The 14,544-nt window shown below is 71.7% G+C and carries 18 protein-coding genes; 9 read left to right on the top strand and 9 right to left on the bottom strand.

Translation table 11 applies throughout. The annotated features are described in order from the left end of the window. Positions 1–25: 25 nt before the first annotated feature. Entirely contained in the window at positions 26–577 is a 552-nt protein-coding gene (locus CP975_RS31605) for a TetR/AcrR family transcriptional regulator (RefSeq protein WP_055527634.1), read from the bottom strand. A 171-nt stretch (positions 578–748) separates the two neighbouring features. On the opposite strand from CP975_RS31605, the gene CP975_RS31600 reads away from it, so the two are divergent. From CP975_RS31600 to CP975_RS31590, 3 genes are all read left to right on the top strand, one after another. Further along, positions 749–1,222 carry a nuclear transport factor 2 family protein gene (locus CP975_RS31600; RefSeq protein ID WP_055527635.1) on the top strand — a complete coding sequence of 158 codons (474 nt, stop codon included), beginning with the start codon at positions 749–751 and terminating at the stop codon, positions 1,220–1,222. Between the two features lie 98 nt (positions 1,223–1,320). After that, the gene (locus CP975_RS31595) at positions 1,321–1,737 is read left to right on the top strand and encodes a CBS domain-containing protein (RefSeq protein ID WP_055527637.1); all 417 of its coding nucleotides are present in this window, start codon (positions 1,321–1,323) and stop codon (positions 1,735–1,737) included. A gap of 172 nt (positions 1,738–1,909) precedes the next feature. Then, the gene (locus CP975_RS31590; protein ID WP_055527638.1) at positions 1,910–3,307 is read left to right on the top strand and encodes an NADP-dependent succinic semialdehyde dehydrogenase; all 1,398 of its coding nucleotides are present in this window, start codon (positions 1,910–1,912) and stop codon (positions 3,305–3,307) included. 42 nt (positions 3,308–3,349) lie between these two features. On the opposite strand, the gene CP975_RS31585 is transcribed toward CP975_RS31590, so the two are convergent. Next, complete coding sequence (locus tag CP975_RS31585) at positions 3,350–3,577, bottom strand: DUF5133 domain-containing protein (RefSeq protein ID WP_055527639.1); 228 nt, start codon at positions 3,575–3,577, stop codon at positions 3,350–3,352. A 151-nt stretch (positions 3,578–3,728) separates the two neighbouring features. Between CP975_RS31585 and CP975_RS31580 the strand changes: the two genes are divergently transcribed. The 4 genes from CP975_RS31580 (at position 3,729) to CP975_RS31565 (ending at position 6,430) form a co-directional block, all read left to right on the top strand. Beyond that, complete coding sequence (locus tag CP975_RS31580) at positions 3,729–4,250, top strand: DUF6328 family protein (RefSeq protein WP_055527702.1); 522 nt, start codon at positions 3,729–3,731, stop codon at positions 4,248–4,250. Positions 4,251–4,450: 200 nt separating this feature from the next. After that, a complete protein-coding gene (locus CP975_RS31575) occupies positions 4,451–5,146 on the top strand; it encodes a HemK2/MTQ2 family protein methyltransferase (RefSeq protein ID WP_055527640.1) in 696 nt (231 codons plus the stop codon). Further along, positions 5,130–5,381 (top strand): CDGSH iron-sulfur domain-containing protein, encoded by a 252-nt coding sequence (locus tag CP975_RS31570; protein ID WP_055527641.1) that lies wholly within the window; start codon positions 5,130–5,132, stop codon positions 5,379–5,381. The genes CP975_RS31575 and CP975_RS31570 overlap by 17 nt, the downstream gene beginning before the upstream one ends. After that, on the top strand, positions 5,378–6,430 hold the full coding sequence (locus CP975_RS31565) for an iron-containing redox enzyme family protein (protein WP_055527643.1): 1,053 nt from the start codon (positions 5,378–5,380) through the stop codon (positions 6,428–6,430). Before CP975_RS31570 ends, CP975_RS31565 begins: the two co-directional genes overlap by 4 nt. Here the strand turns inward: CP975_RS31565 and CP975_RS31560 are convergent. From CP975_RS31560 to CP975_RS31545, 4 genes are all read right to left on the bottom strand, one after another. After that, positions 6,403–7,086, bottom strand: coding sequence for a DUF6766 family protein (locus CP975_RS31560; protein WP_055527645.1), 684 nt, complete (start codon positions 7,084–7,086; stop codon positions 6,403–6,405). The two genes, CP975_RS31565 and CP975_RS31560, sit on opposite strands and share 28 nt — an antisense overlap. Positions 7,087–7,169: 83 nt before the next feature. Continuing rightward, positions 7,170–7,574, bottom strand: coding sequence for a hypothetical protein (locus CP975_RS31555; RefSeq protein ID WP_246201694.1), 405 nt, complete (start codon positions 7,572–7,574; stop codon positions 7,170–7,172). Positions 7,575–7,735: 161 nt separating this feature from the next. Continuing rightward, positions 7,736–8,155 (bottom strand): hypothetical protein, encoded by a 420-nt coding sequence (locus CP975_RS31550; RefSeq protein WP_070321145.1) that lies wholly within the window; start codon positions 8,153–8,155, stop codon positions 7,736–7,738. Positions 8,156–8,229: 74 nt separating this feature from the next. Continuing rightward, complete coding sequence (locus CP975_RS31545; protein WP_055527646.1) at positions 8,230–9,195, bottom strand: LLM class F420-dependent oxidoreductase; 966 nt, start codon at positions 9,193–9,195, stop codon at positions 8,230–8,232. A gap of 142 nt (positions 9,196–9,337) precedes the next feature. Here CP975_RS31545 and CP975_RS31540 point away from each other — a divergent pair, with 142 nt between their 5' ends. Then, entirely contained in the window at positions 9,338–10,474 is a 1,137-nt protein-coding gene (locus CP975_RS31540; RefSeq protein WP_055527647.1) for a glutamate--cysteine ligase 2, read from the top strand. A gap of 98 nt (positions 10,475–10,572) precedes the next feature. Here CP975_RS31540 and CP975_RS31535 read toward each other — a convergent pair whose 3' ends face one another. Both CP975_RS31535 and CP975_RS31530 read right to left on the bottom strand, forming a co-directional pair. Next, positions 10,573–10,980 (bottom strand): RidA family protein, encoded by a 408-nt coding sequence (locus CP975_RS31535; protein ID WP_055527648.1) that lies wholly within the window; start codon positions 10,978–10,980, stop codon positions 10,573–10,575. A gap of 140 nt (positions 10,981–11,120) precedes the next feature. After that, complete coding sequence (locus CP975_RS31530) at positions 11,121–12,272, bottom strand: hypothetical protein (RefSeq protein ID WP_055527650.1); 1,152 nt, start codon at positions 12,270–12,272, stop codon at positions 11,121–11,123. Positions 12,273–12,442: 170 nt separating this feature from the next. On the opposite strand from CP975_RS31530, the gene CP975_RS31525 reads away from it, so the two are divergent. Next, the gene (locus CP975_RS31525; RefSeq protein ID WP_150477609.1) at positions 12,443–12,640 is read left to right on the top strand and encodes a hypothetical protein; all 198 of its coding nucleotides are present in this window, start codon (positions 12,443–12,445) and stop codon (positions 12,638–12,640) included. Positions 12,641–12,748: 108 nt separating this feature from the next. On the opposite strand, the gene CP975_RS31520 is transcribed toward CP975_RS31525, so the two are convergent. Beyond that, positions 12,749–14,365 (bottom strand): class I adenylate-forming enzyme family protein, encoded by a 1,617-nt coding sequence (locus tag CP975_RS31520; protein ID WP_246201693.1) that lies wholly within the window; start codon positions 14,363–14,365, stop codon positions 12,749–12,751. Positions 14,366–14,544 lie beyond the last annotated feature (179 nt).

Below are 14,544 nucleotides of genomic sequence, written 5' to 3'. Positions count from 1 at the left end.
CCTCCTCATGTCGAGAGGTCGGAGCTTACGACGCGGCCAGCAACTGCTGCGCACCGCACCGGGCTTGACGTGCCGGTTCGGGCGACCCGGAGATCGCGGCGGCCGTCATGGCGCCTTCCGCGAGCAGGACCAGCGGGCCGACGGTCCGCTCGGAGACCCCTGCGGAGGCCGCCAGGCCGGCGAGGTAGTCACGGAAGGCGCTCTTGTGCGCCCTGACGGCGTCGGCGACCGCGGGGTCGACCGCCCCCAGCTCTCCGTAGGCGTTGATGAAGGCACAGCCCCGGAAGTCCGGTTCGGTGAACCACTCGTACAGCCAGTCGTACACCGCGAGGACACGCTCCTCGCCCCGCGGCCGCCCTTCCACGTAGGCGGCGAGGCGGCCCCGCCAGCGGCGGTCGCGCCGGTCGAGGCAAGCCCTGACCAGCTCCGATTTCGACGGGAAGACCTGATAGAGCCGCTTGAGCGAGACACCGGACGCGGCACGGACCTGGTCCATGCCGGCGACCTGGACGCCGCGTTCGTAGAACAGCCCCTCCGCCGCGTCGAGGAGCCTGGCTTCGGCTTCCGCGAGATCCATCGAGTCTCCGTGCAGGTGAGCAAACGAGAACGTACGTTCTCCGATCCTACTACGGACCCGGTCGCCGCGGCAGCGTTGCGGGAGAACGTCCATTCTCCTAGGGTGGCCAGACTCGACGGAGAACGCACGTTCTCCCCCGGACGTCCCGCGCCTCACCCCCTGGAGGAACCCATGACCACGCCCACCCGGCCCCCCGTACCGCCGTTCACCCGGGAGTCGGCCATGGAGAAGGTCCGCCTCGCCGAGGACGGCTGGAACACCCGTGACCCCGGGAAGGTGGCCCTCGCCTACAGCGCGGACTCCCGCTGGCGCAACCGCGCGGAGTTCGTCGCCGGGCGCGAGGCCATCGTTGCGTTCCTGTCCCGCAAGTGGGCCCGCGAGCTGGACTACCGGCTCGTCAAGGAACTCTGGGCGCACACCGACCACCGCATCGCGGTGCGCTTCGCGTACGAGTGGCACGACGACTCCGGCCAGTGGTACCGCTCGTACGGCAACGAGAACTGGGAGTTCGACGCCGACGGCCTGATGCGCGCACGCCACGCCTGCATCAACGACCTGCCCATCCAGGAGTCGGCCCGCCTGTACCACTGGCCCCTCGGCCGCCGCCCCGACGGCCACCCCGGGCTCACCGACCTCGGTCTGTGAGCCGCCGGGTGTTTTGTCCCTGTGTGCGGGGCACCCGAGCGTGGAGACGGCCCGGGGCGACCGGGCCGGACCGTCCATCGACCGCCAAGGAGGTTCACGTGACCACCGCACGCGACATCATGACTCCGGGCGCCGAATGTGCCGGAGCCGAGGAGACCGTCATGCAGGCGGCCGCCAAGCTCACGGAACTCGACGTCGGGGCGCTGCCCATCTGCGGCACCGACAACCGCCTCAAGGGCGTGATCACCGACCGCGACATCGTGGTGAAGGTCCTCGGCAAGGGCAAGGACCCGTCCAAGGTGCTCGTGGGTGAGCTGGCGCAGAGCGAGGCCGTGACGATCGGCGCGGACGACGGCGTCGACGAGATCTTCGCGACCCTGACGAGCCACAAGGTCCGCCGCCTGCCCGTGATCGACGGGCACTCCCTGGTGGGCATGGTGGCGCTCGCCGACGCGGCCCGCGCGCTCTCCGACCCCAAGGCCGGACAGCTCCTGGAGGCCCTGTCCACCGACTGACGGCCCACCGTCGGCCGGAGCGCGCCGCCCGCGCCGTCCCCCCGCGGGCGGCGCGCTCCGCCTCTCCGCATGCCCCCGGGCATGCGCCGACCTAGGGTGGAACGGCGGCAGGCCGGCCACCCCGCTCCACCACACGACCCCGGCCGCGCCAGGCGTCCCGAGGAGGAACGGCATGCCCATCGCCACGGTCAATCCCGCCACCGGTGAGACGCTCGAGACCTTCGAGCCGATCGCGCCCGCGGAGATCGAGCGCCGGATCGCGGCAGCCCACGCCGCGTACGGCCGCTACCGCACCACCGGCTTCGGGGAACGCGCCCGGCTCCTCGGCCGCGCGGCCGACCTCCTGGAGGAGGACTCAGAAAACGTCGCCCGCACCATGACCACGGAGATGGGCAAGCCCGTCAAGGCGGCCAGGGCCGAGGCGGCCAAGTGCGTCAAGGCCATGCGGTGGTACGCCGAGCACGCGGAGGAACTGCTCGCGGACGAACACCCCGCGCAGGCCGACGTGGAGGACTCCGGCGCGTCCCGGGCCGTCGTCCACTACCGCCCGCTCGGCGTGGTGCTCGCCGTGATGCCGTGGAATTTCCCGCTCTGGCAGGTCGTGCGCTTCGCCGCACCCGCTCTGATGGCGGGCAACGTCGGCCTGCTCAAGCACGCCTCGAACGTGCCGAGGACGGCCCTGTACCTGGAAGACCTCTTCCGCCGGGCCGGATTCCCCGAGGGCTGCTTCCAGACGCTGCTCGTCGGCTCGGACGCCGTCGAGACCATCCTGCGCGACGACCGGGTGGCCGCCGCGACGCTGACCGGCAGCGAGCCCGCCGGCCGCTCGGTGGCGTCCGTCGCGGGCGACGAGATCAAGAAGACCGTCCTGGAACTCGGCGGCAGCGACCCGTACGTGGTGCTGCCGAGCGCCGACGTGGAGCGCGCCGCCCGGACCGCGGTGACCGCCCGCGTGCAGAACAACGGACAGTCCTGCATCGCCGCCAAGCGCTTCATCGTGCACACCGACGTCTACGACGCCTTCCGGGAGCGATTCGTCGCCGGGATGCGGGAGTTGACCGTCGGCGACCCACTGAACGAGGAGACCGACGTCGGCCCGCTCTCCAGCGAGCAGGGGCGGGACGATCTGGAGGAACTCGTCGACGACGCGCTGGGCCTCGGCGCGACCGCGCTGTGCGGCGGGCAGCGCCCCAAGGAGCAGGAACGGGGCTGGTACTACTCCCCCACCGTCCTCGCGGACATCACCCCGCGGATGCGGATCCACCGCGAGGAGACGTTCGGCCCGGTGGCCACGCTCTACCGCGTGGCGGACCTGGACGAGGCGGTGGCACTCGCCAACGACACGCCGTTCGGCCTCAGTTCGAACGTGTGGACCCGCGACGACGCCGACATCGCGCGCTGCGTACGGGACCTCCAGGCGGGCGGCGTCTTCTTCAACGGCATGACGGCCTCCCACCCCGGCCTGCCCTTCGGCGGCATCAAGCGCTCCGGCTATGGACGGGAGCTGTCGGGACACGGCATCCGCGAGTTCTGCAACGCCACGACCGTCTGGTACGGCCCGGCCGAGTAGACCGGGCCGTACGGAGAGAAGGACGCCGGCGGACGGAGCGGCTCAGGCGGACAGCAGCGAGTCGTCCGTGACCCTGGCCCCCGGCAGCCGATGGCTGGCGGCCACCAGCGCCGCGTCGACATCGCTGGTGCCGGTGGCCACGCACAGGCTGTACGCGATGTCCTCGAACTCCTGGCGGGCTGCGGCGCTTCCCTGGTCGGCGCGCAGCACCGCCAAGGCCTTGTAGCGCTCGACCAGGTCTTCCAGCACGGCGGGGTGTGCCAGCAGCACGGGGCCCTCCCTCATGTGTGGGGTACAACGTTCTTTCAGCGACCCGTCTGCCCGGCATCATCCGGTCGAATCACCCGCACCACGATCATCTGCGCGGCGCGGGTGATCACTCGGATTGTTGTTTGTGTGAATGCTGGGCAGACTCGGTGTCGTGAACGCGTCGAACAGTGAGTGTGATGAGGAGCCCGGGGCCGGGCACGGAGACGACGGTCGCCGCGAGACGGAGAGCGAGCGCGCCGACCGCCAGTGGACCGAGCTGATCCAGGAAGTACGGGTGGCACAGACCGGCGTACAGATCCTGTTCGGCTTCCTCCTCACCGTGGTGTTCACACCACACTTCCAGGAGCTGGGCGACACCGACCGGATGATCTACATCGTGACGGTGATCCTCGGCTCGACCACCACGGGCGCCCTCATCGGCCCCGTCTCCTTCCACCGCATCGTCTCCGGGCGCCGGATCAAGCCGCAGGCAGTGGTGTGGGCGTCCCGTCTGACCTTCATCGGCCTGATCCTGCTCCTCGCCACCCTGACGTCCGCGCTGACCCTGGTGCTGCGGGTCGCCACCGACAACTCCGTGGTGCCCTGGCTGGTCTCCGGTGTCGTCGCCTGGTACGTGCTGTTCTGGTTCGCGCTGCCCGCCTGGGCGAGGCACCGCCACACGTCGGCGGACTGAGCGTCGTCCGCACATCCGACCGCGCCAGGTGTGGATCAGTGCCGCCCGGGCACCCAGTGTCAGGAGAAACGCAGGAAACTATCCGCACAGTTCGTGACAAGTCACCACCCGTGACGCCTCAAGTGGTGACCGGTGGCGAACCGGCGGACCGTGGAAGGAGGAGCGCCCCTCGTGGAGTTCCCACAGACGGGAGATGCCGCATGACCACGCAGACGCGGACGTCGACACCGCCGCCGGTCCGCCCGGCCCATCTGCTCGCCCTGCCGGGCGTCTACGCCCCGCAGCACGACACCGAACTCCTGACCCGCGCCCTGCACCGCGAGGCCATCGGCCCCGGCACGTCGGTCCTGGACCTCGGGACCGGCACGGGAGCGCTGGCCGTCGCGGCGGCGCGGCGCGGGGCCCGGGTGGCGGCCGTGGACATCTCCTGGCGGGCCGTGCTGACCGCCCGCCTCAACGCACGCCTGGCCGGGCAGTCGGTGACCGTGCGCCACGGCGATCTGGCCGCGGCGGCCCCGAAGGGCCCCTACGACCTGGTGGTCAGCAATCCGCCGTATGTGCCCTCTCCTTCCCCCCTGCTCCCCCGGCGCGGCGCGGCGCGGGCGTGGGACGGCGGTCCGGCCGGGCGGGCGGTCGTGGACCGTGTCTGTGACGCGGCCCCCCAGGCCCTGCGTCCGGGCGGTGTCCTGCTGATGGTGCACTCTGCGCTGTGCGGTGTGGACGCCACACTCGGCCGGCTCACCTGGCTGGGTCTCGACGCCAAGGTCACCGACAGGCGGTTCATCCCGTTCGGGCCCGTCCTGCGCTCCCGCCGGGCATGGCTGCGCCGGCGCAACCTCCTCGGCGACGACGACACCCACGAGGAACTGGTGGTCATCCGTGCCGTACTCCGCTGACCGTCCCCGCCGCGTCACGGTCGACCCCGACGGGCCCCTGCTGGTGGAAGGCCCGGTCGAGGTGGTCGGCGACGACGGCACCGTCTTCGCTTCGCGGCGCTTCACGGTCGCGATCTGCACCTGCCGCCGCAGCCGTACGTATCCGTGGTGCGACACCAGCCACCGCCGCCGGGTCAGGCCCGACGGCGGGCGTACGCGCACCACGGACTCCCGCGAAACGGACCCCACCTCATGACGGCCCCCGTCGAATCACGCCTGCACAGCCCCGAACTCCCCGCATGCCGCGGTGAGCTGTCCTGCGGCGTGGTCGCCGCGCTGCTGCGCGACGAGCCCATCGCGGCTCTCGCGCAGGGGGTGGCGAGCGCGGACCCGTACGGCGAAGACCTCCAGCTCGCTCTCTACGTCCTGTACGAACTCCACTACCAGGGCTTTCGAGGTGTGGCCGACGAACGGGAGTGGGACCCGGAACTGCTGGGCCTGCGGCACGCCTTGGAGCAGCGGTTCCTGAGCGCCCTGCGGGCCGACGTGCCTTCGGGCGCGAGCGCCGAACAGGCACTGGCCGCGCTGCTGGTGGAGCCCGTCGGGCACGACGATACGAGCGTCAGCCACCACCTCCAGCGCGACGGGGAGCTGTGGCAGCTCAGGGAGTACGCGGCACTGCGCTCCCTCTACCACCTCAAGGAGGCCGACCCGCACGCGTGGGTCATCCCGCGGCTGCACGGCCGGGCCAAGGCGGCGATGGTGGCCATCGAGTTCGACGAGTTCGGTGCCGGACGGGCCGAGGAGATCCACGCCCGCCTTTTCGCCGACCTCATGGCGGACCTGGGTCTTGAGACGGCCTACGGCCACTACGCCGACGCGGCCCCCGCCGAGGCCCTCGCCCCCGTCAACCTCATGTCGCTGTTCGGTCTGCACCGCGCGCTCCGCGGCGCGCTGGTCGGCCACTTCGCGTCCGTGGAGGTGACCTCGTCGCCCGGCTCGCGCCGGCTCGCTGCGGCGCTGCGCCGTACCGGCGCGGGACCCGCCGCCCAGCGGTTCTACGACGAACACGTGGAGGCGGACGCCGTGCACGAGCAGGTGGTGCGCCGGGATGTCGTCGGCGGGCTCCTGGCCGCCGAGCCGGCGCTCGACGCCGATGTGGCCTTCGGCGTCGAGGCCACCGGGTTCCTGGAGGACCGCCTCGGAACACGGCTGCTGGCCGCCTGGCGGCAGGGCCGCAGTGCGCTGCGCGAGCCCTTGGCCCCTCAGCCATCGACTCAGCCCTCGACGCCGGTCGCCTCGTGAGAGGAGCCCACCGGCTTCGACTCGGGTGAGCCGCGCTGGCGCAGATAGACGGAGAAGATGGCCATCGACCCGACGGCGAGCAGCTCGGACTGCCAGTTCTGGAGGGTGCGGGCCCAGAAGTCGGCGGCGCCCAGGTACTCGAACCAGCTGATGGGCGCCTGGAGTTCACGCAGGTGCTGTTCGTTGTACGCGGCTACGCCGGTCACGGACTGCGCCAGCCAGGAGAGCAGGAACAGGGTGCACATGAGGGTGCCGAGCGAGCGGGAGTACCAGACCTGACGCGACCCTCCGGCGGACGCCCAGCGCGGCGAATCCGGCTTCGCGTACTTTCCGGTCTTCTGTTCCGCGTCCGACTCCGGTCCCGCCTTGTGGAGTTGCTTGGACTCGGGGGAACCGCGCTGGAGCAGCCAGACCGTGCCGAAGATGTAGAGGAAGAACTGGAGGTACTCGGACTGCCAGTTCTCCGTCACGTCCACGGCGAAGTCGGAGCTGAGCAGGTAGCCGCCGAAGCTCAGCGGCTGTAGGTCCTCGGCGATCAGCTGGTTGTTGAAGTCCGCGTGCCCGGCGATCGCCTGTCCGGCCAGGGAGAGGAGGAAGCCCGCGCCGAACACCAGCGTCAGGCCGTTGTCGCGCAGAAAGCTCCGGTCCCGGGTCACCGCTGCATCAGCCCCAGCGCCATGCAGTAGGCGAGCCCTCCGGCCACCATCACGAGGTACACCGTGAACAAGGTCCGCATCCGTCAACCGCCCTTGATCAGACACTGGTACGGCTTCTCGGGACGCGCGGTGCAGCCCGCGGCCGTGATCTTCCAGCCGCCGGGGAACGCCGACAGGAAGAGCGTGTCCCGGTCGGTCACGACGCGTGCCTGGTGCCCGTACACATTGACGGTACGCACCTTCTGCCCCGGTTGCAGGCCCACCTCGGGCAGGGCTCGCACGCAGGGCAGTTCGGCGGACTGTTCCAGTTCGTCGCGGGTTCCGGGGGCGAGCGCCGCGCAGCCGCGCGTGGTGTCCGCCGCCCGCAGGCTCGCCACGAAGCGGGACGCTGCCCCGGCCGCGCCGGTCTCCCGTGCGTCGACGCCGCCGCAGGCGGTCAGTGCGGCGAGCACCACCACCGCGACCGGACCCGACCTGATCACACGCACCCGTTCTGCTCTCCTTCGCGGCCGCCGGTTCACGGACTGACGCACCGGGCGCGAGTCCGCGCGGGTGCGAGCGTCTTCCGCCACGATGCCCGCACGCCGCCGCGACGAGCGGCACCCCCGCGTCCGACACGCGGGGGTGCGTCCGATCGGGCCGCGGCCGCTCAGGCTCGCTCGCGGGCCTCGCCGTGCTCGGCGCCGGTCAGGCGCAACTGCACCTGGATCTCCTGGTCGCCGGAGACTGTGCCCTTGGCGGTCACGGCGAACGCGGAATCGAGTGCCGCGCGCAGCCGCTCCACCGCTACCGGGCCGCCTTGCAGATCGGCGGTGACGGAGCCCGCGAGCAGGACGCCCGCACCGGGTTCGGGGGTGCGGGAGGCACGGAAGGCGCCGGTCCAGACGGCGGGGTCGGAGCTGCCCGTCTGGCTCGGCGCGTCGTCTCCGCGGTCGGACGGGAAGTGGTCGCGCAGCACGGTGAATACGGTGTCCGCGTCGGCCGCCGAGCACTCGCCGAGCACGACTTGCACCACGTCTGGGGAGTCGGGCCGGGAAGCGGGGGAGGCCGGGTTGGGTGTGTCGTTCACGCTGACTCTCTCCGGTGGTTGCTGGTGCCTTACGGGGTCCCGGGTACCCGAGGGGGCCGCGGGTATCCGGTGCGTCAGAGGTCGCGCAACGCGGGCAGCAGGTTCTTCTCGGCCCAGTCGATGAAGGGGCGCTGGTGGTCGCCGCCCACCTGGACGAGGGCGACCTCCGTGAAGCCCGCCTCGGCGAAGGGGCGTACGGCCTCGACGAAGTCGTCGACGTTGTCGCCGCAGGGGATCTGCTCCGCGATGTCCTGCGGGGTCACGAACTGGGTGGCGCCCGCGAAGCCCGAGGGCCCCGGCAGCTCGGAGTTGACCGGCCAGCCGCCGACGGACCAGCGGAACTGGTCGTGGGCGCGGGCGATCGCCGCGTCCTTGTCGGTGTCGAAGCAGACGGGCAGTTGGCCGACGCGGGGCTTGCCGCCACCGCCGTGCCGGTCGAAGGAGTCGAGCAGCTCGGCCTTGGGTTCGGTCGCGATGACCAGGTCGGCGAGGCGTCCGGCCAGGGCGCAGGACCGGCCGCCGGAGACCGCGACACCGATGGGCGGCAGCTCGTCGGGCAGGTCCCACAGACGGGCGTTCGACACGTCGAAGTGGGTGCCCTGGTGGTTCACGTTCCCACCGGCGAAGAGCGCGCGGATGATCTCGATCGCCTCTTCGAGCATGTCGAGGCGGGTCTGCGGGGAGGGCCAGCCCGCGCCGACCACGTGTTCGTTGAGATTCTCGCCCGAGCCGAGGCCGAGCCGGAAGCGGCCTTCGGACAGGAGCTGCATCGTGGCCGCCTTCTGCGCCACCACGGCGGGGTGGTAGCGGACCGTCGGGCAGGTCACGTACGTCATCAGCGGGATCCGCGAGGTCGCCTGCGCGGCGGCGCCGAGCACACTCCACGCATAAGGGGAGTGTCCCTGGGAATCGAGCCAGGGGAAGTAGTGGTCCGAGGTCACGGAGAAGTCGAAGCCCGCGCGCTCCGCGGCGACCAGATCCTCGACCAGGGCGCGGGGCCCGGCCTGCTCAGTCATCATTGTGTAGCCGATTTGCACCATAAAACATCGGTTTGCCGAAATGCTCCAGCTGAAACCTCCGGCAGGTCCCGGGCCACCGAAAGCGCTGCGAGCCCGGCATCCGGGTACTTGGACCACGGTGGCATCCGCCGCCCATAGATGGCACTGAGAGAGGCGATGTCGGTTGCGCACTGTAGGAGTGGAGGAGGAGCTTCTCCTCATCGACCGTGAGAGCGGCGAACCCCGGGCCCTGTCCTCGGCGGTCCTGGCCCGGGCCGCCAAGGACGCCGCAGGTCCCGCCGGCGCCGAGCGGCACGCGGACGACTACCGCGACCCCGAGGAGGAGACGTTCGAGAAGGAGTTGCAGGGGCAGCAGCTGGAGTTCGCCACGCAGCCGCGGACGGGCATGGACAGCCTCATGGAGGAGATCGTCCGCTGGCGCTCGGAGGCGGCACGGCACGCGGGCGACCTGGGGGCGACGGTCGCCGCGCTCGCCACCTCTCCCCTGCCCGTCAGCCCCTCGGTCAACGTGGGCAGCCGCTATCAGTGGATGGAGGAGCAGTTCGGGCTCACCACCCAGGAACAGCTGACCTGCGGCTGCCACGTCCATGTCTCCGTCGAGTCGGACGACGAGGGCGTGGCCGTGCTCGACCGGATCCGCCCGTGGCTCTCGACCCTGGTGGCGCTGAGCGCCAACTCGCCCTACTGGCAGGGCAACGACAGCCGGTACAGCAGCTACCGCAGCCGGGTGTGGGGGCGCTGGCCGATGGCGGGCCCGACGCAGATCTTCGGTTCCGCCGCGCGGTACGAGGAGCAGGTCACGGACATGGTGGCCACCGGCGTGCTGCGCGACCGCGGCATGATCTACTTCGACGCCCGACTGTCCCACCGCTACCCCACCGTCGAGATCAGGGTCGCGGACGTGTGCCTGGAGGCGTCCACCACCGTGCTGATCGCGGCCCTCGCGCGGGCGCTGGTCGAGACGGCCGCCCGGGAGTGGCGTGCGGGGAGTCCGCCGCCCGCGCACGACGTCAGCCTGCTGCGCCTCGCCGCCTGGCGGGCCGCTCGGTCCGGCCTCGAGGACTCCCTGCTGGACCCCGTGACCATGCGGCCCGCGCCCTGCGGGGAGGTGATGGCGGGGCTCCTGGATCACGTGCGGGACGCCCTGGAGGAGGCCGGCGACCTGGACATGGTCCGGAAGAGGACCGCCACCCTGCTGGAGCACGGCACCGGAGCCCGCGTCCAGCGGGAGCTCCTGGATAGGACGGGCAGCCTGAGCGCCATGGTCGCGGAGTGCGCGCGCCGCACTCAGGCGACGTGAGGGCGGCGCGGACGTAAGGACGTAAGGACGTAAGCGCGTAAGGGCGTAAGGAAGGCGCTGGCGGCAGGGACGTAAAGGCGTGAGCGGCGCGGGCGGGATCAGTCGATGACCGCGGTGGCCTCGACCTCGACCAGGTGCTCGGAGGAGGCCAGCGCCGCCACGCCCACCAGCGTGCCCGGTGGCACGGGCGTGACCCCGAGCTTCGCGGCCGCCCGTGCGACGCCTTCCAGGAACAGCGGCATCTTGTCGGGCGTCCAGTCGACGACGTAGACGGTCACTTTCGCCACGTCGTCGAAGGTGGCGCCGGCCTCCGCGAGGGCGGTGGCGACGTTGAGGTAGCACCGCTCGACCTGCGCGGCGAGGTCGCCCGCGCCGACCGTGGCCCCTTCGGCGTCCCAGGCGACCTGCCCGGCGACGAAGACGAGCTTCGAGCCGGTCGCTGTCGATACCTGCCGGTAGGTGTCGATCTCCGGCAGCCCGCTCGGGTTCATCAGGGTGATGGCCATGGTCCCGGCCTCCTCGTCGTGTCGTCCGTGCTCTCCATTGGTTACTCGGGAACCGTAGGAGAGTGGCCGCTGACATGGAAGAACGCACTTTTCAGTGACTGGGGAACCTCAAGGTGACCGTGGCTTCCGGGACCGGCGCTCTACTTGTTCGGGTCCCGGAAGCGATGGAACGCCTTGGTGAGGGCGCTCAGCGGTGAGGCCTCCGGCTTGGCGGGCCCGGGCGCGGGCGGCCGGGACCCGGCGTCGCCGCCGCCCGCTTCCTTCAGCGCTGCCATCGCCGCCTCGGCCGCCTCCTGGTACAGGTCACGGGATTTCGTCATGGCGTCGAGCGCCTCGGCGTACTTGGCGACCATGGCCTGGGCGTGCACCAGCTCCTCGTCCGGCGTGAGGAGGTGCCAGCCCTGGCGCAGCCGCGTCAGGGCCCGCTCGGCGTCGGCCGGCAGCGGGCGCGGCAGCGCGGCGAACTCCTTGATCCTTTCGAGGAGTTCGGTCGGTTCCGAGCCGTCGAGAAAGACGCTGCGGACCGTGAAACGCTCGGCGTCGTACTCCTGGCCCTGCGGCGCCACGGGCAGGATGACGGCGCCGCCGCGCGGCATCCGCACGCTCAGCTCCCGCTTCATCGCGAAGTCGGCGATCTGCGCCTGCTCCGGCGTGCCCCGGTGCTCGACCACGCGGTGCCGCAGGCTCGGCGGCAGGAACGTGGAGACCGGCTGCTGCCCCGCCGCGTCCGGCGTCATCGCCTCGTGCACGACGACATGGATGAACCAGCTGAGCCGGGTGCAGTCCCGCAGCAAGTGGCGCAGTTCGTCGTCGTCCTTCGGCAGGTGGTTCGTCGACCGCAGGCGCAGGTCCGCGACGGTGTCGTGGTCCCAGGGGACCCGGTCGCTGTCGGGCCAGAACATGGTGACGGGCGAGGGCCAGCGCGCGTCCCACGCCCGCTCCGCCTCGGCGGCGAGGACCCAGGTGACGCCCTCGCCCTCCTTGCGGCGGGTCTCCGGGTCGTACGTGGTCAGCTGCGCGCGGACCGTGACGTCGTCGGCCACGCGCCAGCGGGCCTCGAAGAGACGGCGGGCCGAGGGGCCCGGGTCCGCGGTCTCGTCCCGCGGGTGCAGGACGGTGGAGCGGGCCGCCTCGACGGGGTCGAGGTCCAGGAAGTCGTCGAGCACCCCGGCCGCCTTGAGGGCGATCAGGTTGCGCCGGACATCCTGCTCGGGCTCGGGCCCGAGGTGGCGCCCGCGCCCCAGCCACGCGGTGTCGGGGACGGTGGTCGAGGAGGTGCTGTTCTTGGCCATGGAGTCGTTCTGTGGGCGATCAGGACGTGACCAGTATGGTGCGTCGAGCCGTCGATGGAAGCCGTATGAGGTGCACGGCTTCACTCCGCCCGCCCGCGGGCCCCGTGAGGACGGCCGACTGTTCGTGCCGCACCCGGGACCGGCCGAGGACGCGCACGCGTGATGGGCCGATGAGTGATCACGAGGAATTACCGGCGGCAGTGCACCCGGAAGCGCTGCTCGCCCTGGCCCACGGGCACCACGACGCACCGCGCGGCCGGCGGGCACCCGGGAGGCCGGCGGAGACGTACCGCCTTGAGGCTCCGGGCCGCGCTGTGACGGAACAGGGCATCGCCGCCGCCCTGCGGATCACCGCGGCGCACCTGTAACTCGGCCGCACCCGCGGATCGCGCGGCGACTCGAAGCCCTGCTCGCGTCCGACAGCCGGGGCTCAGGTCTCGGCGCGAACCCCCAGGCGAAATCACCGGCTCAGAGGCTCAACGCTCCGCGCTCGTCCACGCCGCGCGCAGCGCCTTCTTGTCCACCTTGCCGACCTTGGTCGTCGGTAGCCGGTCGAGCAGGACCGTCCTGCGGGGCGTGTACAGCTCTCCCAGCTCGGCGGTCACCGCCGCACCGACCGTGTCCGGATCGACGTCGGTGTCCTCGGCGGTGGCCAGGAAGATCTGCACGGCCTCCCCGTACTCCTCGTCCGGCACGCCGAGCGCCGCCGCGTTGCGCACCCCGGGCAGCGTGAGCAGGAAGTCCTCCAGGACCCGGGAGTAGACGTTGTCGCTGGTGCTGCCGGTGACGATGATGTCCTTGGCCCGGTCGACGAGGTAGAGGTAGCCCTCGGCGTCGAGGTAGCCCATGTCCCCCGTGCGCAGCCAGCCGTCGCGCAGCGCCTCCGCGGTGCGCGACGGGTCCTCGTAGTAGCCGAGCATCACCGTCTCGCCCCGGACGCACACCTCGCCGACCTGCCTGGCGGGCAACGCCTCCGTGCTGTCCTCGCCCCGGATCTCGATCTCGACGTCGGATATCGCGCGACCGCAGCTGCGCCAGAGCTCGGGCCGCTCGGCTCCCTTCGCGGCGAGGTCCTCCGCGCCGAACGCGGTGATGCCGAGCGCCTCCGACTGTCCGTAGCCCTGGCTGAGCACCGGCCCGAAGACCTCGACGGCCTGCTGGAGCCGGCTCGGTGAGGAGGCCGCGCCGCCGACGACGATCCGCCGCAGCGCGGGCAGAGCGCCCGGCTCGCACTCCGGGTGATCGAGGAGCGCGTACAGCATCGGCGGTACGAACATGGTGGCGGTGATCCGCTCCTCGCGCAGCACCGCGAGCGCCGCGCCCGCGTCGAACTCGGGCAGCACGACAAGGGTGGCCCCCGTCACCAGCGCCTGGATCGACGTGAGGTGGCCGCTGCCGTGGGTGAGCAGGGTGGCGGCGAGCACCCGGTCCGTCTCCGGGTCCATGGCCGGGAAGACCGTGGGGCCGGACTCCTGCGGGTCGTCCTCCGCCAGGTCCACGAGCGTGGCGTACAGCCGGTGGCTGTGCGCGGCGAGCTTGGGGCGGCCCAGGGTGCCGCCGGTGTAGAGGACCGTGACGGCTTCGTCCGCTCCCGGGGCGGGTACGCCGTCGGGGCGCTCCGCGGGGCACTCGGCCGCGAGGGCCAGCAGGTCCGCGCACCGCTGCTCACAGGGCCCGAGGCCGAGCAGCATGGGGGCGTGGCTGCTGCGGCCTGCCGCGTCGGCTGCCCGCCGCGCGAAGAGCGGGTCGGTGACCACGGCGCGTGCCCGGGACTGCTCGACCAGCGCGGCCAGCTCACTCGGGCCGGGCTCGGGCGGCAGGAACACGACGCGGCAGCCGATGAGATGGACGGCGAGCTGTACCAGGACGGAGTCCACGCGGTTGGCCAGGAACAGGCCCACACCGTCACCGGGCGCGAGCCCCTGCCGGCGCAGTGCGTGCCCCAGCCGGAAGAGTCGCCGCCGAGCCTCTCCCCGGGTCAGCCGCTGCGCACCTTGGACGAGCGCCTCGGCGTCCTCGTCCTCGTGCCAGTGTTCCAGGACGCGGTCCACGTACGTCCGGGCCGGGGAGGTTTGCTGTGCATTAACGATCATGGGCACATGCAAACATGCCGCTCAGGAGCGGTGACCCGACAGGGGGCAGCTTCGGCCATCGGCCGACGCAGTATGATTCGCCGGCGCCGCGTCCCATGTCCGTCCTCTGCCCCTACCGGGGTGTTGCGCGGTCACCTGAGGACCGCGCAACACCCCGTGCGTCACTGGGGCTCCGGGCG

The organism is Streptomyces alboniger (assembly GCF_008704395.1).
Classification (GTDB): Bacteria; Actinomycetota; Actinomycetes; order Streptomycetales; family Streptomycetaceae; genus Streptomyces; species Streptomyces alboniger.
Note: the sequence above shows the minus strand (reverse complement) of the source record. Positions and strands in the feature narration are given on the sequence as shown.